Source organism: Nonomuraea sp. NPDC005983 (genome assembly GCF_040614375.1).
Taxonomy (GTDB): domain Bacteria; phylum Actinomycetota; class Actinomycetes; order Streptosporangiales; family Streptosporangiaceae; genus Nonomuraea.
Genome location: NZ_JBEXUP010000152.1, coordinates 1 through 20,814, shown reverse-complemented (window position 1 = coordinate 20,814; position 20,814 = coordinate 1). Strand labels below are relative to the sequence as shown.

Below are 20,814 nucleotides of genomic sequence, written 5' to 3'. Positions count from 1 at the left end.
TGATGCGGCTGGTGGCCTTCGCACACAGTCCCAGGGCGACGAAGGGGTCGCCGTGGACCAGCGGGGTGTCGTTCACCCAGAAACTGTGCAGGCCCCCTTCCGGGTAGGTAGCCCGCATGGGTGGGGAGCAGCGCCGCAGCTCCCCACCCACCGACCGCGCAGCCCGGCTGCCGGGGTGGCCAATTGCCGTCTACGTGTTGACGCTGGTCGGCCCGCTGGCGAGTGCTCCGCAGTGACCGGGAATCGCCCGTTCCCTGCCACGCCCAACGCTCTTCATGGCGTCTCTGACCTGGCCGTACGGGGCTCACGTGTACCTGGTGACACGCTCCTTAACGACAGGCCGATTACCGCACTGTGGCGTCTTCCTGCGCGTACTGGCGCTACCGGAGAGTCGCACCCGGCGCGCGGGCCACGCGCTCAAGCTTGGTCCAGCCCGTCCAGCCTCGCTGCTGCAGCAGTTCGATCAGCCGACGCGCCGGCGGCACAGTGGCGAACGCCAGCGTGTCCATCAGCTTGACGAGCGGTAGCTCGATATCGGTGTCGTCGACATAGTCCTCTCCCCGCTCGTCGGCCATCCGCGTGATGTAGGCGGCCAGCTTGTCTGCCAGCTCCACCAGCCGCGGGTCGTCGTCGGCTCGGTCGAGAGCCTGGCTCAGGGTGAGGTAGAAGTCGACGAGCTGCGGGTCATCGATCTGCTCCCGCTTGCGTGCCATCCACTCCGGGACCCGCTCGGGCGCGTGCGCCGTCAGGGGGATCCAGCCGTCGCGCTCGGCCTGGACGATCCGCTCGTCGACCCCGAGAGCCCGCAGCCGGTCGAGATACCCGACCACCTCCGGCGGCAGTACCAGGTGGTCCCCGGCGGCGAGGCGGGCGATCCGCTCGCGATGCCGCTGCCGCTCGCGGATCTCCGCCCGCAGCCTCCTGTCGATGTCTGCGATCGCCGCGGCGAACTCCTCCTCGCCGGCCCGCAGCAGATCTCGCACCCGCGCCAGTGGGACCCCGGCCTCGGCGAGGGTCCGGATTTTGATCAGCTCGACCACGGCGCCGGCGTCGTATCTGCGGTAGCCCGAATGGTCCCGCTCCGGCTCCGGCAGCAACCCCTTGGCGTGGTAGTGCCGCACCGCGCGGACCGTCACTCCGGCGTACGACGCCAGCTCGCCGATGGTCAGCATCAGAGCAGTCTCCAGGAGCCGCTCAAGAGGTCGCCTCTGTATCGCGGATGATCCGGGCGACTTGCGGGGCGTGGGTGAAGACCAGTTGGTGGTCGGCGTCGAGCCAGGTGGTGGCGATGTGCGGGTGCTCGCGGACAAGCCGCTCGACGCCTGCACGCCAGTTCTGGTTGAACCGAGGCGCGGGTCCTTCGCCGCTGTCGCCGGCCATCGAGGTCGACATGATCATGCTGATGGGCCGGTCGATCTTCCTGAACCGGTCGAGGATTCCGGACCGGATCACATCGATCTCGAGGTTCAAGTCGAGAATCTCCTGGGCGGTGAGCAGCACCTGACGCGCGGTGCCCCGCTTGGCCTCCTGCTGCGCCGCCATGTCCTCCCACATGGCGCGGAACTCCGGCAGGACGGCCTCGGTAATGAACGGTTCGGGTACCGGGTTCGCCCCGTCGATGAGAACAAGCCCGGCGACCATGCCAGGATGCTCCGAGGCATAGTGCACGGCCAGGTCAGCGCCCAGCGAGTAGCCCACCAGCACAGGCGCCGCGGGCATGTCGCGGTTTCCCAGCTCCGCCATCACCGCGTTGAGATCGCTGAGGAACGCCTCGAAGGAGTACCGGTCGGCGGCCGGGGTGAGGCCATGGCCCCGCAGGTCGAAGGTCACCACGTCGTGGTCGCGCCGCAGCAGCTCGGTCAGCTCACGCAGGTCGGCCTGGGTCGAGTTCAGGCCAGGGCACAGGACCAGCGGTCGTCCCCGGCCCTCGCGAGACACCGGGATCGTGACGCCGTCGTGGTGGATGGTGAAGTGCCGCATCGTCCTGTCGCCTCTCTCCGCCCGCTCTCCATCATTGCTGTGCTCGTCGTGCAGGCCGGCGACCTCGATCGCACTGGTTTCCGTGGTCATGCCACCATGCTGAAAGCTTGACCCTGCGTCAGGGTCAAGCGGCGCGGCAACGACGACCTCCTTGGCGCCGAACCTACAGTCCTCACCGGAGCGCTCGTCGGCTACGCCCGGGTCTCCACCCGCGATCAGCGCCTCGACTGACAGACCCGCGCGCTCGAAGCCGCCGGCTGCATCCGCATCTTCGCTGACAAGCTGAGCGGCAAGAACACCGACCGCGAAGAGCTCACCAAGGCCCTGGACTACCTACGGCCCGGCGACACCCTCGTGGTCCCCTCGCTCGACCGGCTCGCCCGCTCCCTGGCCGACCTCATCACGATCGTCGCCGATCTGCGCCGCCGCGGTGTCGGCTTCCGGTCCCTGAAGGAAGCCCTCGACACCACCACCCGGCCGCCTCGTCTTCCACGTCTTCGCCGCCCTTGCTGAGTTCATCCGCGAGCTGATCGTGGAGGGCACCCACGAGGGCCTGGCCGCCGCCAAGGCTCGCGGCGTGCGACTCGGCCGCCCGCCCGCGATGACCCCCGAGCAGGTCCGGCACGCCCGTGCCTTGCTCACCCAGCCCGATGCCACCGTGTCCTCGATCGCCCGGTTGCTGAACGTCAGCCGCTCCACGATCTACAAGTGCCGTCGTCGAGGAGCAGCAGCACAACAGCACCCCGGGCGCACGCCCCGCTACCTGTTCTGCCAGAGGACGGCCAACGCCAACGCGACCAAGCCCTACAGCTCAAGCAGCTACTCCACCATCCTGCGCGACTTCAGCAAACTGGTCCAGATCACCGACAGCAAGGGCAACCCCGTCCGGCTCAGCCACACCCACAGGTTCCGCCACACCCGGCTCACCAAACTCGCTGAGCTCGGCCTACCCATCCACGTCCTGCAGCGCTACGCCGGACACGCCAATCCCACCATGTCGATGCACTACGTGGCCCAGCGAGAAGAGCACGCCGAACAGGCATTCCTCGCCACGCGCACATTCAAGCCGACGGCACCAGCCTCACCTTCTCCCGCGAAGACCACGACGGAATGCACCTGTTTGAACGAGCCGACCGTGTCCTGCCCAACGGCTACTGCCTGCTCCCGCCACTGCAGACCTGCGAGAAGGGCAACGCCTGCCTGACCTGCGGCGTCTTCGTCACCGACTCCAGCCACCTTGAGGAACTGCGCCGACAGCTCGCCGACACCAAGTCGCTGATCGAACGCACCAAGGAGCAGTTCCAGACCCGACACGCATCCCCATGCCCGCTGACAACGTCTGGCTTGTTCAGCGCACCGCCGAGGTCGAGGCCCTCACCACACTTCAGGCCGCGATGACAGCCGCACCCGGCAAAGCCCTTCAAGGAGCCGGGAGCCCAAGCCGTCCGACTCCCGTGACCATCGACCTGAACAACCCCCGCAGAAGGCAGCCATGACCGACCACCGCCAGCCCCGCATCGCCGTACTCACCTCCGCCGCTCGCCGCCGATCGGCTGACAAGACCACAGCCGCCGAGGAAGCGCTCCGCACTCTCATCAAGCGCGGTGAACCCATCACGTTCCAGGCCGTCCAGCGCCAGGCCGGCGTCTCCCACTCCTTCCTCTACAACCACCCCGACCTTCGCGGACGAATCGAACGTCTCCGAGCCCAGGGTCGACGCCCACCATCGGCGCCACCCCGCCCCCCCGGGGTGAGGACCTCATCGCGCAGCACCTCGCCGCCGAGGTGACCCGGCTCAAGCAGCAGCACCGCCAAGAGATCACCGCGCTCCGCACCGCTCTGCAGCAGGCCCATGGCGAAAACCTTGAGCTCCGCCGCGAACTCGCACGGCGAGGAGGCCTCCCCACCGAGGAACAGGCCAAAGCCCATGGCTAGCCTCCTGGCCCCTCGCTGATCCCACCCTCCGCAGCCCAGCAGCACGTACGCCTGAGGCCGCGAGATCCCTAAGCTCGGCCGCCGCCGCAGTCCGCAGCGAACAATCTCAGGCGCGGCTTGGCGGCCGGCCCGCCGATCATCTCCGCCTGGCGTACCGCCCCGTCCCACCTCTCATCTGGGGCGGTCAGCACGCCCGCTCAAGGATCTGTGCCTGCCCCCCGTCCATGCCGGGACCTCACCGTCGTGCACGCGAGTACTGAACAAGATGCACCTGTAGCGCGGAGGACTACGGACGAGCCGGTGCTTCATAGTCCTCTGCACAGATCCCGGGGTCGGGGAACAGAGGGACAGCCATAAACGTCACGCTGGTGACGGACGCCATCGCCGATCGGGATGCCGGGGCGCATCGCCACAGCATGGAATGCAGCAGCGCGTCGCGGCGCAGCGAGAGGACCGCAACTACATGACCGGGCCGGTGGCCCGCGCCCAGGGGGACCCGGGCGCGGGCATGCTGGGCGTGCCGGTGCGCGAGCACGGCCACGATCTCCGTACCGACGAGCTGACCCGGCATCGTGGGACTTCTGCTGCTGGCCACCCACCTGGGCGAGAACGGCCGGCCATCGCTTCTTACCGGCACACCACCATGGCCTCGCGCGGCATAAGCGCCGGCCAGGCGGGGCGCGGCTCGGCGTTCTCCGCCAGGTGGCCGGCCCGCTCGATGGCCTCGTCGCTTTCGTGGATGCTCAGGCCGATACGCAGCCCGGCTGAACCCTGACCGGCAGAGGGCGGGCTCGTGGCTCTCACGGGATCTGCCGGATGGCTCCCTTGTCGGCGGACTGGGCGATCATGGCGTAGGCGCGCAGGGCAGTGGAGACGGGTCGGTGACGTTCGGGTGGTTCAGGTCGGCGAGTGGCGAGGACGGTGTCGGGCACTTCGAGGGTGAGGGTGCGTGCGGGGATGTCAATCGTGATCACGTCTCCGTCGCGGACGAGGGAGAGCGGCCCGTCGGCGGCCGCTTCCGGGGAGATGTGTCCGACGGCCAGTCCGGAGCTGCCGCCGGAGAAGCGGCCGTCGGTGACGATGGCGCAGGTGTCGGCGAGGCCGCGGCCTTTGAGGTAGGCGGTGGGGTGCAGCATCTCCTGCATGCCGGGGCCGCCGCGTGGTCCTTCGTAGCGGATGACCAGGGCGTCGCCGGGGGTGAGGCGGCCGGACAGGATGGTTTCGACGGCCTCCTCCTGAGATTCGACGACGAGGGCGGGTCCGGAGAAGACGTGCAGGTGCGCGGGCACTCCGGCGGTTTTGACGACGGCTCCGTCGGGGGCGAGGTTGCCGCGGAGGATGGCCAGGCCCGCGTCGGGTGAGTAGGCGTGGGCGACGTCGCGGATGGCCCCCTGTGCCGGGTCGAGGTCGAGGGAGTCCCACTGTCGGGATTGGGAGAATGCGGTGGCGGAGCGGACCCCGCCGGGTGCGGCGTGGAACAGTTCCACGGCCTCGGGTGCCGGTTCGGCCGACCGGACGTCCCAGGCTGAGAGCCATGCGGTCAGTGAGGGGGCGTGGACGGCGTGCACGTCCTCGTGGAGCAGGTGGGCGCGGTGGAGTTCGCCGAGGATGGCGGGGATGCCGCCGGCGCGGTGGACGTCCTCCATCAGGAGCGGGCCGTTGGGCGCGACCTTGCACAGGTAGGGGATCTGGCGGGAGCGGGCTTCGATGTCGGCGAGAGTGTAGTCGAGGTCGGCCTCGTGGGCGGCGGCCAGCAGGTGCAGGATGGTGTTGGTGGAGCCGCCCATGGCCAGGTCGAGCGCCATCGCGTTGTCGAAGGCGGCCCGCGACGCGATGGTTCGGGGCAGGACGGACTGGTCGTCGTCGCGGTAGTACCGCGTGGTCAGCTCGACGGCCGTGCGGCCGGCCTGTTCGTAGAGCGTGCGGCGCGCGGTGTGGGTGGCCAGGGTGGTGCCGTTGCCGGGCAGGGCCAGGCCGAGGGCCTCCAGCAGGCAGTTCATCGAGTTGGCGGTGAACATGCCGGCGCAGGAGCCGCAGGTGGGGCAGGCGTTCTCCTCGATCCGGGCGAGGTCGTCGTCGGAGACCGTGTCGTTGACGGCCTCGGCCACCGTGGTGATCAGGTCCAGCCTCCGGGTCTGTCCGTCGGCGAGCGTGGTGCGGCCGCCTTCCATCGGGCCGCCGGAGACGAAGACCGTGGGGATGTTCAGCCGCAGCGCCGCCATCAGCATGCCGGGCGTGATCTTGTCGCAGTTGGACACGCACACCAGCGCGTCGGCGCAGTGCCCGTTGACCATGTACTCGATCGAGTCGGCGATCAGGTCCCGGGAGGGCAGCGAGTAGAGCATCCCGCCGTGGCCCATGGCGATGCCGTCGTCGATGGCGATGGTGTTGAACTCGCGGGCGATCCCGCCCGCCTGGTTGATCGCGGCGGAGATGATCCGGCCGACCGGCTGGAGGTGGGTGTGGCCGGGGACGAACTCGGTGAAGCTGTTGGCGACGGCGATGACCGGCTTGACGCCGATGTCCGCCGAGGGAACTCCGGAGGCGCGCATCAGCGCTCGGGCTCCGGCCATGTTCCGCCCATGGGTGACCGTTCGTGATCTCAGTTGCGGCATGCGGTCCATGGTGGGGGTACGCGCAGCGGCGGCGAAGACGGGCGTACTACTAGTAGTGCTACTACCAGTAGCTATCCTGACGTGCATGAAGGAGTTGTGCACCTTCCTCAGAGCACGCCGCGGGAGGCTCGACCCCACCCAGGTGGGGCTGCCGCCGGCTACCGGGCGCCGCAAGGCCGGGCTGCGGCGGGAGGAGGTCGCGACCCTCGCGGGGATCAGCGTCACCTGGTACACCTGGCTGGAACAGGGGCGCGACGTCCAGCCATCGCGCCAGGTCCTGGACGCCCTCGCCCGCACGCTGCGGCTGTCGTCCACCGAACACGCCTACATCCTGGGCCTGGCCGGATACACCGCCCTGCCGCCGGCCGCCGACGCCGCGGCCGACGCCCCCGCGCACGTGCAGCGGCTGCTGGACGTGCTGGTGTCCTCGCCCGCGTATGCCGTCGCGCCGGACTGGAGGATCGCGGCCTGGAACGCCGCCTACGAGGACCTGTATCCGAACGTCGCGACCGTGCCGGCGGCCGAGAGGAACCTGCTCTGGCTGGTATTCACCGACCCTTACGTCCGTGATCTGCTGCCTGACTGGGAGACCACCAGCCGCCGGTTCCTGGCCGAGTTCCGTGCCGAGGCCGGGCCACGGCTCACCGACCTGGCCCGGTCACCCGTGATCACCAGCCTGCTGCGGATCAGCCCCGACTTCCGCGACGCCTGGGGGACCCACCGCATCGAGGGCTTCACTTCCCGGCTGCGCACCTTCCGCCATCCGCGAGCCGGGGTGCTCCATTTCGAACATCACCGGCTCGCCCCGGCTGATCAGCCGAACCTGCATCTGGTGATCTACACTCCCGCCACCGAACCTGGAGGGCCGCCGGCCTGAAGGCGGCGCGAGTCGGCCCGGTGCTGCCGGCGTATCCCGGGCTGGGCGCGCGACGACCGCTCGGTTCGCCGGCTCCGAGACAGCTTCAACTTAGGTAACCCTTACCTTGCGAAGAAGCGGGATCCATCCTAGAGTCCAAGTCCTCAGAGGACCTGAGGACTTGGAGGGACATCGTGGTGAACCCCACGGACATGACCTTGCTGGAGCAGGCGGCGGCGGTGCGCGAGCGGCGGATCTCGCCTGTCGAACTGGTGGACCAGCACCTGGAGCGGATCGAGCGGTACGACGGCGAGTTGGCGGCTTACGCGACCGTGAACGAGGCGGGCGCCAGACGGGCGGCCAAGGAGGCCGAGCAGAAGGTGACCGCCGGAGTCGAGCTGCCGCCGCTGCACGGGGTCCCCGTGTCGGTCAAGGACACCTGGCCGGTGGCCGGGCTACGGTTCTCGGCGGGCTCGCGCGCCTTCGCCGACCGCGTCGCACCCGCGGACGCGGCCGTGGTGACCGCGCTGCGCGAGGCCGGGACGGTGATCCTCGGCACGACGAACGCGGCCGAGTTCGGCTGCTCGTCCTACACCGAGACGTTCTACGGCGCGGCCCGCAACCCCCACGCCCCCGCCCGGGGCGCGGGCGGCTCCAGCGGAGGCGCGGCGGCGTCGGTGGCGGCGGGGTTGGCGGCAGGGGCGCTGGGCAGCGACGGCGGCGGCTCGGTGCGGATACCGGCGGCGTCCTGCGGGGTCGTCGGCATCAAGCCGAGCCGGGGCCGCGTGACCCCGGCCCCCGGGTCCGACGCCCTTGGCCTGGGCACGGCGGGACCGCTGGCCCGGACGGTCGCCGACGCGGCGGCGCTGCTGGACGTGATGAGCGGCAGCCTGCCCGGCGACGCCAGCGCGCTGCCTCCCGTGCCGGACGGCTGCTTCCGCGCGAGCGCGGACCGCGATCCTGGACGCCTGCGCATCGGCGTCCTCCCCCCTGTCGACGGCGCCGCCGGACCGTGCCTGACGGCCGCAGGCGCGACCGCCGACCTGCTCTCCGGCCTCGGCCACAACGTGAGCGAAGCCCTGCACGCGGGCCCGGACGACTACCGGGACTTCTTCACCGTCCTGTGGACCACGCTGGCCGCCGCCGTCCCCGTCCCCGAGGACAAGGAGGGCGAACTACTCGATCTCACCCGCTGGCTGCGCGAGGAAGGGAGGCGGCACAGCGCGGCCGACCTGGCGACCGCGCTGGCCCGGATGCAGGTCAAGGCCCGCGAGCTGGGACGGCGGTTCGCCGGGTTCGACGTCCTGCTCAGCCCGACGCTCGCCGGCGTCCCCCCGGAGGTCGGCGCGCTGGTGGACTCCCGCGACCCCGCCAGGACGTACGAGAACATGCTCGCCCTCATCCCGCACACCCCGCTGTTCAACATCACCGGCCAGCCCTCCGTCAGCCTGCCGCTGCACTGGACGGCGGACGGGCTCCCGATCGGGATCATGCTGACCGGACGCGTCCACCACGAGGCCGCGCTGATCTCGCTGGCCGCGCAGGTGGAACGCGCGCTGCCCTGGCACGACCGGCGTCCGCGCCTGGTGGCGGGGGCCCGGTGAAGAAGGCACAGCTCGGTTTCCTGACCGGAACCCACGTCGTCAACGACATGTACCAGGGCGCGGTGCCCGCCCTGCTGCCGTTCCTGATGTCCGACCGCGGCTACAGCTACGCCGCCGTGTCGGGGATCGCGCTGGCGGCCACCGGCCTGTCCAGCGTCGTCCAGCCGGTCTTCGGCGCGATCACCGACCGCATGCCCCGTAGCGGCTGGCTGATCCCGGCCGGATTCGTCACCGCGGCCCTGGGCATCACCGGCGCCGGGCTCGCGGGCGACTACCTGGTGACCTGGTTGTGCGTGGCGCTGGCGGGGATCGGCATCGCCGCCTACCACCCGCCCGCCACCAACCACGCCCGCGCGGCGGGCGGCGACTCGCAGAAGGCGATGAGCCTGTTCTCGGTCGGCGGGACGATCGGCGCCTCACTGGCCCCCGCCCTGGTGACCCTGGTGGTCGGCGCGCTCGGTCTCCGAGGGATCTGGCTGCTCGCCGTCCCGGCGGCGGTCATGGCGGTGCTGTGGACGGCGCGCGTGCCCTGGATGCGGCGGCGCGGCCACGCCCCGGCCCTGCCGCTGGTCCCGCGCGCCGGGGAGACGCGCGGACGGGACGACTGGCGCGCCTTCGGCGTCCTGGTCGGCGCCACGGTCTGCTGGTCCATCCCGTACGTGACCGTGACCTCGATGCTCTCCCTGCACGTCCAGCGGAACCTGCACGCCTCGCCGGCGGCGGGCGCGGCGGCGCTGACCTCCCTCACTCTCGCCGGCGCGTTCGGCACGCTGCTCGGCGGATGGCTCGGCGACCGGCGGGGGCGGCTCTTCCCCGTCCGCGCCGGCTACCTGCTGGCCGCCCCCGCGCTGGCGGCGATCGCGTTCGCGCCGACCTTCGCCGTGGCCGAGATCGGGACCGTGGCGTGCGGGCTGGCGATGTTCCTGCCGTTCGCGCCGCAGGTGACCCTGGCCCAGGACTACCTCCCCAACCGGCCGGGGACCGCCAGCGGCCTGACGCTCGGGCTGGCCATGTCCGTGGGCGGGCTGACCTCCCCGCTGCTCGGGTGGATCGCCGACGGCTACGGCCTGCGCGCCGTCCTCGCCGTCGTGCTGGCGGTGCTCGCGGTCGCGGCCGTGTTCGGCCTGCGGCTGCGCGAACGGGCACCGCTGCCGCCCGAGCCCGCCCCGGTTGAGGCCATGAGCTGAGCCCTCTGAGAAGCTGTTACCTTGCCGTCATGAGCGTACGGGCCGTCCACCATACGTCGCGGGTCGAGAAGGCCGTCGCCGAGCTGCGCAGGCTGATCGGCGACGGGGAGTGGCCCGTCGGCACCAAGCTGCCGGGCGAGGTGGAGCTGAGCCGGCTCCTCGGAGTCGGCCGGTCCACCTCGCGCGAGGCGGTCCGCGCGCTCATCGCCGACGGGCAACTGCGCGCCCAGCACGGCTCTGGCACCTACGTCGTGTCGGCCACCCCGGTCTCGGAATTCGACCGGACGCTGCGGCGTTCCGGCGTGGCGGACGTCTACGAGGTGCGGGTGGCCCTGGAGGTCGAGGCCGGGCGGCTGGCGGCGCTCAGGCGCACCCCCGACGACATCGCGGCGCTGCGGGCCGCCCTCGCCGCCCGCGACGCCGCCTCGACCGGGCCGGAGCTGGCCGAGGCGGACGTCGAGCTGCACCGGCTGGTCGTGCGAGCGGCGCACAATCCGGTGCTGGACGAGGTGTTCACGACGTTCCTCGGCGCGCTCAGGGCGACCGCCGCCTCGGTGATCGCCGACGACCGGCGCTCCCCCGACCAGGACGACCGCACCGCCGACGCCCACCGCGCTCTGGTCCAGGCGATCGTGGACGGCGACCCCGACGCTGCCGTGGCCGCCACCCGCCAGAACCTCGACCCCACCCTCGCGATCCTGTACGAAACAGCCCCAGACCCCCAAACCCCGGCGAACCACCCCTTCGGCGGCAGCACCTGATCAGCCGCCGAGGTTTTGGCAAAGACGAGGACCTGGTCGACACCGTGAAGAACCTCGGAACCGTCGCGGCGGAAGCCGAGCAGCGGCCACGGACTGCTCGGCGTCCGTGAGGAGGGGGGCCTGCGGGATCAGCGGGCCGATGTCGGGTCCCTCCTCCCACAGGTCGCCGGGCCGCACACGGGAGAGCCCGTGTGCGCAGCGCCTCGACGCTTGTGGCGGTGGTGCAGTCCTGCCCGGTGTCGTACGGTCGGCGGCCCTGACAACCACCGTGAAAGCACCCCACCATAACCGTACGGGAACGCGACCGGCCTGGTCGTCCAAGGGCGCTCGAACCGAGACGTGCGAGTGTACGCAGCTCTCGCCCGGCCTCCAGCGCGACACAGCCGGTCAGCGTCATCGCGTCCGGCAACTCGTCCCTGACGAGGGCGAGCACCCGCTCGACGCCATGCTCGCCAGCGGTCCGCCACGGCGTCAACGGCTGCGGGCAGTGCCGCGCTCGGTCGTGGAACCAGTCTGTCTGGGCCCACAGCGAGGCGCCCGTCGCGGCGTCAGCCGCAAGCGGTGATCGATACCTGGGAGGCGGCGACGCCAGGCATCGTCGAGCAGATGACGGCGCCGGTGGACGACGGCGCCGGCGCCGGCGCCTGAAACGGAGAGCCCTGGCCCAGTGACATGGCAACCCCAGTGTGTTTCACCTCCGTATCGGATCAACTACCGAGAGGAAGCAATGGGTCACGCATCACACTCCCCCGCCTGCCGACCCGCATACGTCAAGGCGCCACAACCCTCGCAGGTTTCGCCCGTGGCGGTGGCACACCAGTCGAGCAGCATCTGGGCAACCAAGGGCGTGCACCGCGGCGTGTGAGCAGACTCGCCCCGCCGGGCCGCCGCCCAACGGCGATGGACCTGCAGTCGGTGAGGTCTGCGACTGCAACGGCACGCCTGTCGGGTCCCGAAGGGTGGCGCGCCACAGGCGCCACCTCTCTGTGCGTTCAGAGACGAGGATCTGTTAGGAACGCGCGCAGACGGGCCCCACGCCGCGCATCCCGAGCGCGAGAGGACGCCCGCCGTCGACGGCGAGGGCGCGGTGCCATGGGCGAGCAAGGCCGACCCATGCGCAGGCGTCGCTGGTACACCGACGACGAGCTCAACGCCGTCCAGGTCGTCAAGCCGTCATAGGGCACCTCCAGGCGACGGGGCTGACGATGGCGGTCCCGGGCAGCTCGGCGCTCTGGCCGTCAGAGTAATCAGTCAACACGACGGAAGCCCGCGCGGTAGTCCCTCGGGCGTCGTCCGGTGTGCTTGGCGAAGAGGGCAGCGAACGTGCTGGGGTCCCTGTATCCGACCGCGGCGGAGATGCTGGCGACGGTTCGGTTCGTGGTCTCAAGGAGGTGGCGAGCGCGACGGACACGCGACGACTGCAGGTACTCCAGCGGGCTCTGGCCGGTCTCGTCCGCGAAGCGCCGCAGCAGCGTCCGAGTGCTGACCTTGAACATGTCCGACAACGCGGCGAGGTCGTATCGGGCGGCAAGATTTTGGTCGAGCCGTCGCATGACCTTGTGGGAGAACTCGTTTCCGGGCTGCGGAAGAAATCGCGCGTCAACGTATGGGGTCTGGGACGAACGCGCATCGTCGACGAGCGCCACCCGCGCGGTTGTCCGTGCCACGCCGGCACCGCTGTGTTGGCGGATCAGATCCAGCGCGAAGTCGTACATGGCACTGAAGGCCGCCGTTGTCGTCACCCCCGTGTCGGTGACGACCAGACGCTCAGGTCGGACGTCAGCGTCCGGACAGCGTCGAGCCAGTTCGTCCGCGAGGAGCCAGGCTGTCGTAGCACGCCGTCGGTTGAGGAGTCCAGCCTCGGCGAGCAGGAACGCACCGACACAGATCGAGACGACGACAGTGCCCGCAGCAGCGTGTGAGCGGATCGCCGCAATTTCAGGGGCGAGGGGTGCGAGCTTCGCGTCCACGTCGAGGCCCGGCACGAGCTCGAACCCTGGCACGACAAGGACGTCTACCCCGCGCAGCGGTGAGACGTCCAACGCCGCACCACCCGATGCGGCGACACGACGACGAGGCGAAACGATCGACACCTCGTATCCGGAGCTGTCCGGTCCGGCAACGTGCGTGGCCATCGTCAAGAGATCGGGTACGCCGAACACCTCGGACGCGAAGCAGCCTGGATAGGCCAGGACACCAACCCGCAGCGCGCTCACGCTCGCCTCCTCACCACCAGCTCATGGCGAGATTACCCGCATACATGGCGATCTGGCCTCTCACCTTGTGCGGGGGCATCGGTCCACGCTGTCACCATGAGCGCTGCCAGCGGACGACTTGACGACATGATCACGGACTTCTCCCGCCGACTCGTGGACGTGGACGGGGTGGTGAAGACGGTGTACGCCGCGGGTTCCGGGCCGGCCGTCGTATTGATGCCGGAGATGCCTGGCATCAGTCCTGACGTCCTTCGACTGGCGCGGTGGGTGCGGGATGCGGGCTTCACCGTCTATGTCCCCTCACTCTTCGGGATCGACGGCGCCTATCCCACGGTCGAGGGTGGAACGGAGGTCGTCCGCCGCGCGTGTGTCAGTGCCGAGTTCCGCGCGTTCGCCGGGGGCGGCACCAGCCCAGTCACGGCATGGCTACGTGGGCTCGCGCGCCAAGCCCATGCCGAATGCGGCGGTCCGGGAGTCGGCGCGATCGGACTGTGCTTCACCGGCAACTTCGCTCTCACCATGGCGCTTGAGCCAGCCGTCATCGCGCCAGTGGTCAACCACCCGTCGCTGCCGCTGGACGACCCTGCCGGACTCGAGATCAGCGACGAGGACGCGCGCGCGGTCCGAGACCGCATCGCGCGCGACGGACTGAAGGTTCTTGCCTACCGCTTCGACGACGACCGCTGGTGCACCGGCCAGCGCTTCGCCGCCTACCAGGCACTCCTCGGCGACGCCTTCGACGGCCGTGTTCTTTCGGGCAGTGTCGCGAACACCAGCCCGCCACCGTTCTTCGGCGACGTGGTCGGGTCCCCCCACAGCGTTGTCACCGCCCACCTCGTCGACGAGGACGGACATCCCACGCTGAAGGCCAGGGACGAGATCATCGCCTTTCTGACCGACCGCTTGAGTCCGTTCGGACATGGGTGTAGCTCGCCTGCAGGGAGCCTCTGAGCTGGTGGTTTACGGGTTGGGGGCCGGCGGGGTTGTCTCGTGTCTTCTACCGTTTCGGTAGGGAGTGCGAGAGGTGGCCGTGATGGGCTCGTTTCTGGAGGAGCTGGCGCGGCGGGAGGCCGCGGCTCGCCGTGCTGTGGAGCAGACCCGGGAAGAGATCGCTGGGCTGGAGCATCGGCTGGAGGCCGAGGAGGAGGAGCTGTCTCGGGTGGTGATCGCTCGGGAGGTGGCGAAGGAGATCCTGGGCGAGACGGCTCGGCTGGTGGGAGCGGAGCTCGAGCCCGCACGGGTGAGGCCGGACGGCTCACCGATCGGGGTGACCACGCACGGACGCGGTCCATGGGGTGCGGGCCAAGCAGAATCGATGAGCGCGGCAGGGTACTGCTGCGGCAGATGCTGCAGGACCATCTCGACCTGCCTGCGGTCCGTGAGGCGCGGGCCTGCCGGCGGCCGGTGGCGGTGGTCGGTCCGGACGGGATGGTCCGCACCCGGACCGAGCGCGGACATCACCGGCTCCTGGCTACGCTGTTCGGCACTGTGACCGTCTCTCGGTGCGCGTTCCGTGCTGCTGGCCTGGCCAACGTCTACCCGGCCGACGAGGTGCTGTCGCTGCCGGGCCGTCGCCGCCATTCCCATGCTCTGGCCAAGCTGGCGGTCCTGGAGGCGGTGCGCGGGTCGTTCGACGACGCCAAGAACGCGATCTGGCGCAGATGCAGGGCCGGTGATCGGGAAACGTCAGATCGAGGACCTCGTCGTGGCCGCCGCCACTGATATCAGCGCCTTCTACAGCCAGCAGACGCCTGTTCCGTGCACCGCCGGGACGCTGCTGGTGCTGACCGTTGACGCCAAGGGCATCGCGATGAGACCCGAAGCGCTGCGATCAGCTTCCTCCTCTGCGAGGAATGCGACGCCACCTGGACGCCTGAACAGCAACCCGAGCGCGGCACCTTTCGCGATCTCAGCAACCGACTGAACGAAGCCTTCGGGACCACCGGGCAGAACATCAATTGGTGGGCGCGAATAGAAGAACCGCCAGAGAAACCTGATCCAGGGCGCGCCTCTCCTCTCCCTGCGGACGAGCAACACCCTAGCGAGAATGCGGTCAGCTCTGTCCCCTGCCTCTCCATGCATACCCCGGCGACTTCCGTTCCACTGACCCGGGTGAATTCCAATCCTCCCATTCCAAAAATACGCGGGGAAGAACGTTCGGCCTGCTGAACCGGCAGGCCGAAAGGGCCGCCCGCACGGGGTAGCCGTCTGGGTACTCGGCCGCTCCCGGCGGCCCCAGGACGGGCCCCGGGAGCGGCCGCAGCGGCGCCGGCGCCCACCCCCTTCCTACTTCCGGTGCAGCGCACGACGCGGTACACGGGGCGGGACAGGGCGCGGAGCAGAGGCAGAACACGGGGTGGGGCACGAAATTCACGCGAAGTCAAACAACAGGATCAGAAATTGACAGAGCGCTTGGCGGCATGCCCACGGGAGCGCACTAAACCGCCGACCCGCTCACATCTTCAAGAATTGACAGAACACTAGGCGGCATGCCCTCGGGGGCGCCGGAAAATCGCCGACCGTTACCGGCCGCCCGGGAATTGACATACGCCCGATGGTTGCCTACGGTCCGCTCGTCAGCTTTTCCAGACCGCATCCGAAGGTATTCATGACGACATCCACGTTGCCGAAGTCCAGGCAGCAGTTGATTCTTGCTGTTCTCATGGTGTGTTCACTGCTGATCTGGCTGGACAACACCGTCCTGAGTACCACCCTGGAGACCCTCGCGGACCCGGTCCGTGGGCTGAACGCCAGCCCGGCCGAGCTGCAGTGGGCCACCGGCTCGTACACGCTGGCCTTCGCCACCTTGATGTTCACCGCGGGTGCGCTGGGCGACCGCTTCGGCCACCGGGCCGTGCTCGCGACGGGCCTGGTGTTCTTCGCCGCGTCCTCGGTGTGGGCAGCGTATGCGGGGGACGCGGGGCAGCTCATCGCCGCGCGGGCGGCGATGGGCGTCGGCAGCGCGCTGATCATGCCGGCCAACCTGGCCATCCTCATATGGACGTTCACCGGCCCGGCGCGGTCGACCGCGATCGCCATCTCCTCGACCTCCGCCGGTGTCGGCATGGCCGTGGGCCCGGTGCTCGCCGGTGTGCTGCTCGACCACTTCTGGTGGGGCTCGGTCTTCCTGGTCAACGTCCCGGTCGTGGTCCTCGCGCTGATCGGCATCGCCCTGCTGGTCCCGAACTTCCGCAGCCCCGTCGTGCGACCGCTGGACCTGGCCGGGATGCTGCTGTCCATCACCGGCCTCGCGGCGCTCGCCTACGGACTGATCCGCGCGGGTCAGGTGGCGGCCTGGGGCCGTACGGACGTCTGGGCGCCGATCGTCGGCGGGCTGATCCTGCTGGCCGTGTTCGTCCGCGTCGAACTGCGCAGCAAGATGCCGAGCTTTGATCCCCGGCTCCTCGCCCAGCGCGCGTTCGGCGGCGGCAACGCAGCGCTCGGCCTGCTCCTGTTCGCCATATCCGCGGTCACCTTCTACAACGCGTTCTACCTGCAGGGCGCGCGCGGCTACTCGCCGATCGAGGCGGGCCTGGCCAGCCTCCCGACCGCGCTCGGCGCGATCTTCGGCGCGCCCGTCGGCGCCCGCCTGGTGCACCACTGGTCGCTGCGGCTCGTCGCCGTGCCGGCGCTGATCGTCGCGGCGCTGACCATGGGCGCGTACGGGCTCTTCGGACTGGGCACGCCCCTCGTCTGGATCGAGGTCGTGCTGCTGGTCCAGGGCCTGTCCATCGGCATGGTGCTCGGCCCGGTGACCGCGGCGCTGATCAGCACGCTGCCGCTGGAGCGGGCCGGTGCCGGGTCGGCCGTCACCAACACCGTGCGCCAGACCGGCAGTGTGATCGGTATCGCCGTCGGCGGCACGATCATGTCGATCGTGTACCGACGCGCGATCGAGCCGTCGCTGGACGGTGTCCCCGGACCGGTACGGGAGCAGGCGCGGGTCTCCGCCGAACAGGCGCGGCACGTCGCCACCACGTCCCACCTGCCCGCGCTCGGGCACGCCGCCGACGACGCGTTCGTCCACGCCATGCATGTCGGCGCGGTCTGGATCATGTTCATCGCGCTCTTCGGCGCGGCCGTGCTGCTGCTCGCCCTGCGCTCGGTCCGCAAGCCCGTGGCTGCCGGGGGCGAGCCGGAGACCGCGCGGGACGGCAGCCCGACCGCGGACGAGACGGCCCCCCGGGCTGGGGCCGAGGACCTGACCGCCCGCGAGGGCGACAACGTGGGCACCCGCTGACGCCATGGGAACCAGACAGAAACTCCCCGAGGCGCGGTCGGACAGTCAGGCCACGTACCTGCCCGACCGGCACATGTTCGCCCTGTGGACCTGGGCCGACGGCGCCGTGGGGCCGACCCCGCCGGTCGGTGACGTCCAGACCGTCCCCCTGGTCGTCCCGACGCCAGACCTCGGCAGGCTCAAGGTGTCCGACGTCGACTGCGTACTGATCGAGCCGGACCGGCTCGTGGCCGTGCCCCTCGACTCGCCGGGCCGGTCGGTAGACGTCTGGCGGTCGTGGATCGCGGGCGGCGAGTCGGCTCTGCCGATCGCCGCGCACGCGGTCCCCGACGCCACGGGTGTCGCCGTCACGACGGCGGAGCACGCGAGCGGCGTCTTCCGCCGCACCACCGCGGTGGGGGCCGAGATGCGCACGGCGCTCACCGCCAAGCTGCGCCCGTATCAGGTGCGCGGGGTGAGCTGGCTGCGCGAGACCATCGAGACGCACGGCGGCGCGGTGCTGGCCGACGAGATGGGACTCGGCAAGACCCTGCAGACCATCGGCTGTGTCGCCGGACGGGCCGAGAAGGGGCCGCAACTGGTGGTCTGTCCCACGTCGTTGGTGGGGAACTGGGCGCACGAGATCGCGCGGTTCGCACCTGACCTGCGGGCCACGATCTGGCGCGGCGAGCCGCTGCCCGCGGTGGACAGCGGCACGGTGGTGCTCACCGGCTACCCCACGCTGCGCACGCACAGCCCTGCCCTGGCGGGGATCCAGTGGAGCACCGCGGTCTTCGACGAGGCGCAGGTCCTGAAGAACCCCCGTACGCAGGTGTCGAAGGCCGCGCGCACCATCGCGGCCGACGCGCGGATCGCCCTGACCGGGACGCCCGTCGAGAATCACCTCGACGAGCTGTGGGCCCTGCTCAATCTGGTCGCACCGCACCTGTTCGGGAACCGGGCGCAGTTCCGCCGTCGTTTCGTGCGGCCGATCGCGGACGGCTCCCCGGCCGCTTCCGCCCGGCTGCGCGGGGCCATCGAGCCGGTCGTGCTGATGCGGAAGAAGTCCCAGGTCGCGGGGTCGCTCCCGCCGAAGATCCACGCCGATCTCATCTGCGACCTCACCGAGGAGCAGGAGAGGCTGTACGACCGGCTGCTGGAGCAGGTCATCGACGACGGCTTCGGCAGTGGCGCCCAGCGGCAGGCCAAGGTGCTCGCGGTCCTGACCTCGCTCAAGCAGGTCTGCAACCATCCGGGCCTGATCACGGACGACCTCGGTGAGCTGTCGGGCAGGTCGGGAAAGCTCGACCTGTGCACCGACATCGTGGCCAACAACCTGGAGAACGACTCTCCGACCCTCGTCTTCACCCAGTACCGGCAGACCGGTGAGCTGCTGGTCCGGCACTTCGCCGAACAGTTCGGGGTGAGTACGCCGTTCTTCCACGGCGGCCTGAACCAGGAGCAACGGGCCGACATCGTCCGCCGGTTCCAGTCCGACGACGGTCCGAAGGTGCTCGTCCTCAGCCTGAAGGCCGGGGGCACCGGGCTCACGCTCACGCGCGCCGCCGACGTCATCCACTTCGACCGATGGTGGAACCCGGCCGTGGAGGCCCAGGCATCCGACCGGGTCCACCGGATCGGTCAGACCCGCACGGTCACCGTCACCACCCTGACCACCGGGACCACCGTCGAGGAGCACATCGCGGCCATGCACAACCGCAAGTCCGCGCTGTCGGACACCGCCGACATTTCCAGCGTCGCCGAGCTGACCCGCCTGGACGACGACCCTCTCATCGAGATCCTGCGCCGGAAGCGAGTCAACTGACCATGGCCGACCACGACTACGGCTACACGAAGTGGGGCAAGGACTGGGTCCGGTTCGCCGAGTCGTTGCGCCAGACCCGTCCCGATCCCCAGCTGCCGAGCGCGCGGCGCATGGCGCGCGACGGGAAGGTGCAGATCACGTTCGACGGCCGGACCGTGCGCGCCGTCGTGCACCGAGGTCGCGGCACCTCGGTGGTCACGATCGAGGTCGCGCCGATGTCCGCGGGGGCGACGGCCGAGATCTCCCGTCAGCTGAGCGGCATCCAGCCCCTGCTCACCGACGATCTGTACCGCGCGATCGCTGACGCGGGCCATCCACCCGCGCCGGTCCTCGACAGCGTCGACTGCTCCTGCCCGGCCGCCACCCCGCGGTGCGTCCATGAGCTGGCCGTCTACTACGACATGGCGCGGCGCATCGACGACGATCCCCGCATCGCTCTCGACGTGCAGGGCTTCTTCCTCGCTTCGACGGGCGGCGGCCAAGCGCCCGCCGAAGCGACGGCGCAGCGCTGGATCGCACTCAACTCCCTTGATCCGGCCGTCTACTTCACGGTGGCCGAGTGACCCGGCCGGCCTGAGAAGGAGCGGTGCGTGCCCACCCGGAGGGCACGCCCCCTCACCACCCGCTGAGCCCGCGGATGCCCCCGCATCCTCCGGCCGTGACGGCCCCGCTCGCCCGCTCCGCCCGCGCCGTGGCGTCGATCGGAAGTCCTTCGAGAAAGGGACATGATCTCGCCGTAGACCGGCCTGTTGCAGGTGGCAGAAATGGTCTCCATGTACACGTGACCTGAGCTGACCGTGTGTCAACGGGGAAAGAAGCGTGTCATGCCCGCACCGCATCCGATCGAGCTCCGGCAGCGTGCCGCGACCCCGGGACCCGCACCCCAAAGCCCAACCGCCCAGCTCAAAAGGTCCCCGAGAACGAGCTACACCCTTCGGACATTCCGGGACGACATCCGGCTGAGCGGCACAACGGTCGCCAGCGCAATTGACGATCAGATCCGGTCGTATTGAAGGGCGGCCCAGGTGGGCGAGGGCGGCGTCACGAGCGTTACCCATCAGTAGCATTGCGGCTGGGTCAGCTCGCCGAAGGACTCTGGGCCGGAGCGGGCTTGGAGCGGACGATGACGGGCACGCTGGCTCACATAGCGCCGGAGCCGTGGATGAACCGGCCGTCATGGTCCTTCCAGAACTCCAGGTGGTAGGTACCCGCTGGCACACTTGCCCACTTGTAGTACTGCCAGGAGTCGCAGCTGAACCGCGCGGCCGCTCCGGTGGGCCGGAGCGCCACCCAATAGGTAGTGGTGCCATCTGGACAGGAGTTGTTCCACCACAACTCGATGTCACCGGCTGATGTCTGGGTCCACTCCCGCGAAATGACGCGGAAGGCCATGCTGTCAATCCGCGTGGCGAACCCGTGTCGGGGATCGGGTGCAGGCGGCGGGGAGGCCGCCGTGGCGACGACGGCCGCTTCTTCACCTGGAGCCTGAAGGAAGGCGAACGCGAGGCCGGCCACCACCGTGAGCGCAAGAAGCGCGACGCGGCCCTCCGCCGTCTCGAAGACGGCGGCCGGCCATGAAAGGACGCTCAAGGGGCATAGATCTGTCAGGCGGGGAT

Annotated in this window: 18 protein-coding genes and 1 pseudogene; 14 read left to right on the top strand and 5 right to left on the bottom strand. The window is 70.0% G+C overall.

The window, feature by feature from the left end:
• Positions 1-380: 380 nt before the first annotated feature.
• Together ABZ297_RS39495 and ABZ297_RS39490 are read right to left on the bottom strand one after the other, a co-directional pair.
• Entirely contained in the window at positions 381-1,172 is a 792-nt protein-coding gene (locus tag ABZ297_RS39495) for a MerR family transcriptional regulator (protein WP_355357183.1), read from the bottom strand.
• A gap of 22 nt (positions 1,173-1,194) precedes the next feature.
• Positions 1,195-2,070: an alpha/beta hydrolase gene (locus ABZ297_RS39490; protein WP_355357181.1), complete on the bottom strand. Its 876-nt coding sequence runs from the start codon at positions 2,068-2,070 to the stop codon at positions 1,195-1,197.
• A 171-nt stretch (positions 2,071-2,241) separates the two neighbouring features.
• On the opposite strand from ABZ297_RS39490, the pseudogene ABZ297_RS39485 reads away from it, so the two are divergent.
• The 4 genes and pseudogenes from ABZ297_RS39485 to ABZ297_RS39470 form a co-directional block, all read left to right on the top strand.
• Positions 2,242-2,497 (top strand): annotated as a pseudogene (locus ABZ297_RS39485) (recombinase family protein); the annotation flags it as partial.
• A gap of 15 nt (positions 2,498-2,512) precedes the next feature.
• A complete protein-coding gene (locus ABZ297_RS39480) occupies positions 2,513-3,184 on the top strand; it encodes a tyrosine-type recombinase/integrase (protein ID WP_355357185.1) in 672 nt (223 codons plus the stop codon).
• A 288-nt stretch (positions 3,185-3,472) separates the two neighbouring features.
• A complete protein-coding gene (locus ABZ297_RS39475) occupies positions 3,473-3,769 on the top strand; it encodes a DUF6262 family protein (RefSeq protein WP_355357179.1) in 297 nt (98 codons plus the stop codon).
• A 567-nt stretch (positions 3,770-4,336) separates the two neighbouring features.
• Positions 4,337-4,690, top strand: coding sequence for a hypothetical protein (locus ABZ297_RS39470; RefSeq protein WP_355357177.1), 354 nt, complete (start codon positions 4,337-4,339; stop codon positions 4,688-4,690).
• A gap of 25 nt (positions 4,691-4,715) precedes the next feature.
• Here the strand turns inward: ABZ297_RS39470 and ilvD are convergent, their stop codons facing one another.
• Positions 4,716-6,530, bottom strand: a complete 1,815-nt coding sequence (ilvD, locus tag ABZ297_RS39465) for a dihydroxy-acid dehydratase (protein ID WP_355357175.1) — start codon at positions 6,528-6,530, stop codon at positions 4,716-4,718.
• A gap of 85 nt (positions 6,531-6,615) precedes the next feature.
• On the opposite strand from ilvD, the gene ABZ297_RS39460 reads away from it, so the two are divergent.
• The 4 genes from ABZ297_RS39460 (at position 6,616) to ABZ297_RS39445 (ending at position 10,938) form a co-directional block, all read left to right on the top strand.
• Positions 6,616-7,407 (top strand): helix-turn-helix transcriptional regulator, encoded by a 792-nt coding sequence (locus ABZ297_RS39460; protein WP_355357173.1) that lies wholly within the window; start codon positions 6,616-6,618, stop codon positions 7,405-7,407.
• A gap of 173 nt (positions 7,408-7,580) precedes the next feature.
• Positions 7,581-8,990, top strand: a complete 1,410-nt coding sequence (locus tag ABZ297_RS39455) for an amidase (protein WP_355357171.1) — start codon at positions 7,581-7,583, stop codon at positions 8,988-8,990.
• Positions 8,987-10,177 (top strand): MFS transporter, encoded by a 1,191-nt coding sequence (locus ABZ297_RS39450; RefSeq protein WP_355357169.1) that lies wholly within the window; start codon positions 8,987-8,989, stop codon positions 10,175-10,177. Before ABZ297_RS39455 ends, ABZ297_RS39450 begins: the two co-directional genes overlap by 4 nt.
• A 29-nt stretch (positions 10,178-10,206) precedes the next feature.
• A complete protein-coding gene (locus tag ABZ297_RS39445; RefSeq protein ID WP_355357167.1) occupies positions 10,207-10,938 on the top strand; it encodes a FadR/GntR family transcriptional regulator in 732 nt (243 codons plus the stop codon).
• 1,247 nt (positions 10,939-12,185) lie between these two features.
• Here ABZ297_RS39445 and ABZ297_RS39440 read toward each other — a convergent pair.
• On the bottom strand, positions 12,186-13,154 hold the full coding sequence (locus tag ABZ297_RS39440; RefSeq protein ID WP_355357165.1) for a helix-turn-helix domain-containing protein: 969 nt from the start codon (positions 13,152-13,154) through the stop codon (positions 12,186-12,188).
• 96 nt (positions 13,155-13,250) lie between these two features.
• On the opposite strand from ABZ297_RS39440, the gene ABZ297_RS39435 reads away from it, so the two are divergent.
• From ABZ297_RS39435 to ABZ297_RS39410, 6 genes are all read left to right on the top strand, one after another.
• On the top strand, positions 13,251-14,105 hold the full coding sequence (locus tag ABZ297_RS39435) for a dienelactone hydrolase family protein (RefSeq protein WP_355357163.1): 855 nt from the start codon (positions 13,251-13,253) through the stop codon (positions 14,103-14,105).
• Positions 14,106-14,642: 537 nt separating this feature from the next.
• On the top strand, positions 14,643-14,876 hold the full coding sequence (locus tag ABZ297_RS39430; RefSeq protein ID WP_355357161.1) for a hypothetical protein: 234 nt from the start codon (positions 14,643-14,645) through the stop codon (positions 14,874-14,876).
• On the top strand, positions 14,860-15,078 hold the full coding sequence (locus tag ABZ297_RS39425) for a hypothetical protein (RefSeq protein ID WP_355357159.1): 219 nt from the start codon (positions 14,860-14,862) through the stop codon (positions 15,076-15,078). Before ABZ297_RS39430 ends, ABZ297_RS39425 begins: the two co-directional genes overlap by 17 nt.
• 684 nt (positions 15,079-15,762) lie before the next feature.
• A complete protein-coding gene (locus ABZ297_RS39420; RefSeq protein WP_355357157.1) occupies positions 15,763-17,394 on the top strand; it encodes an MFS transporter in 1,632 nt (543 codons plus the stop codon).
• A 4-nt stretch (positions 17,395-17,398) separates the two neighbouring features.
• The gene (locus tag ABZ297_RS39415; RefSeq protein WP_355357155.1) at positions 17,399-19,198 is read left to right on the top strand and encodes a DEAD/DEAH box helicase; all 1,800 of its coding nucleotides are present in this window, start codon (positions 17,399-17,401) and stop codon (positions 19,196-19,198) included.
• A 2-nt stretch (positions 19,199-19,200) separates the two neighbouring features.
• A complete protein-coding gene (locus ABZ297_RS39410) occupies positions 19,201-19,761 on the top strand; it encodes a hypothetical protein (RefSeq protein WP_355357153.1) in 561 nt (186 codons plus the stop codon).
• Positions 19,762-20,338: 577 nt separating this feature from the next.
• Here ABZ297_RS39410 and ABZ297_RS39405 read toward each other — a convergent pair.
• On the bottom strand, positions 20,339-20,814 hold a 476-nt coding region (locus ABZ297_RS39405), incomplete at its 5' end, for a hypothetical protein (RefSeq protein WP_355357151.1).

What these genes read in the sequence shown, in the direction of transcription:
- ABZ297_RS39495 (WP_355357183.1), bottom strand. Translation starts at nt 1,172, where the DNA reads ATGCTGACCATCGGCGAGCTGGCGTCGTACGCCGGAGTGACGGTCCGC.
- ABZ297_RS39490 (WP_355357181.1), bottom strand. Translation starts at nt 2,070, where the DNA reads ATGACCACGGAAACCAGTGCGATCGAGGTCGCCGGCCTGCACGACGAG.
- ABZ297_RS39475 (WP_355357179.1), top strand. Translation starts at nt 3,473, where the DNA reads ATGACCGACCACCGCCAGCCCCGCATCGCCGTACTCACCTCCGCCGCT.
- ABZ297_RS39470 (WP_355357177.1), top strand. Translation starts at nt 4,337, where the DNA reads ATGCAGCAGCGCGTCGCGGCGCAGCGAGAGGACCGCAACTACATGACC.
- ilvD (WP_355357175.1), bottom strand. Translation starts at nt 6,530, where the DNA reads ATGCCGCAACTGAGATCACGAACGGTCACCCATGGGCGGAACATGGCC.
- ABZ297_RS39460 (WP_355357173.1), top strand. Translation starts at nt 6,616, where the DNA reads ATGAAGGAGTTGTGCACCTTCCTCAGAGCACGCCGCGGGAGGCTCGAC.
- ABZ297_RS39445 (WP_355357167.1), top strand. Translation starts at nt 10,207, where the DNA reads ATGAGCGTACGGGCCGTCCACCATACGTCGCGGGTCGAGAAGGCCGTC.
- ABZ297_RS39435 (WP_355357163.1), top strand. Translation starts at nt 13,251, where the DNA reads ATGAGCGCTGCCAGCGGACGACTTGACGACATGATCACGGACTTCTCC.
- ABZ297_RS39420 (WP_355357157.1), top strand. Translation starts at nt 15,763, where the DNA reads ATGACGACATCCACGTTGCCGAAGTCCAGGCAGCAGTTGATTCTTGCT.
- ABZ297_RS39415 (WP_355357155.1), top strand. Translation starts at nt 17,399, where the DNA reads ATGGGAACCAGACAGAAACTCCCCGAGGCGCGGTCGGACAGTCAGGCC.
- ABZ297_RS39410 (WP_355357153.1), top strand. Translation starts at nt 19,201, where the DNA reads ATGGCCGACCACGACTACGGCTACACGAAGTGGGGCAAGGACTGGGTC.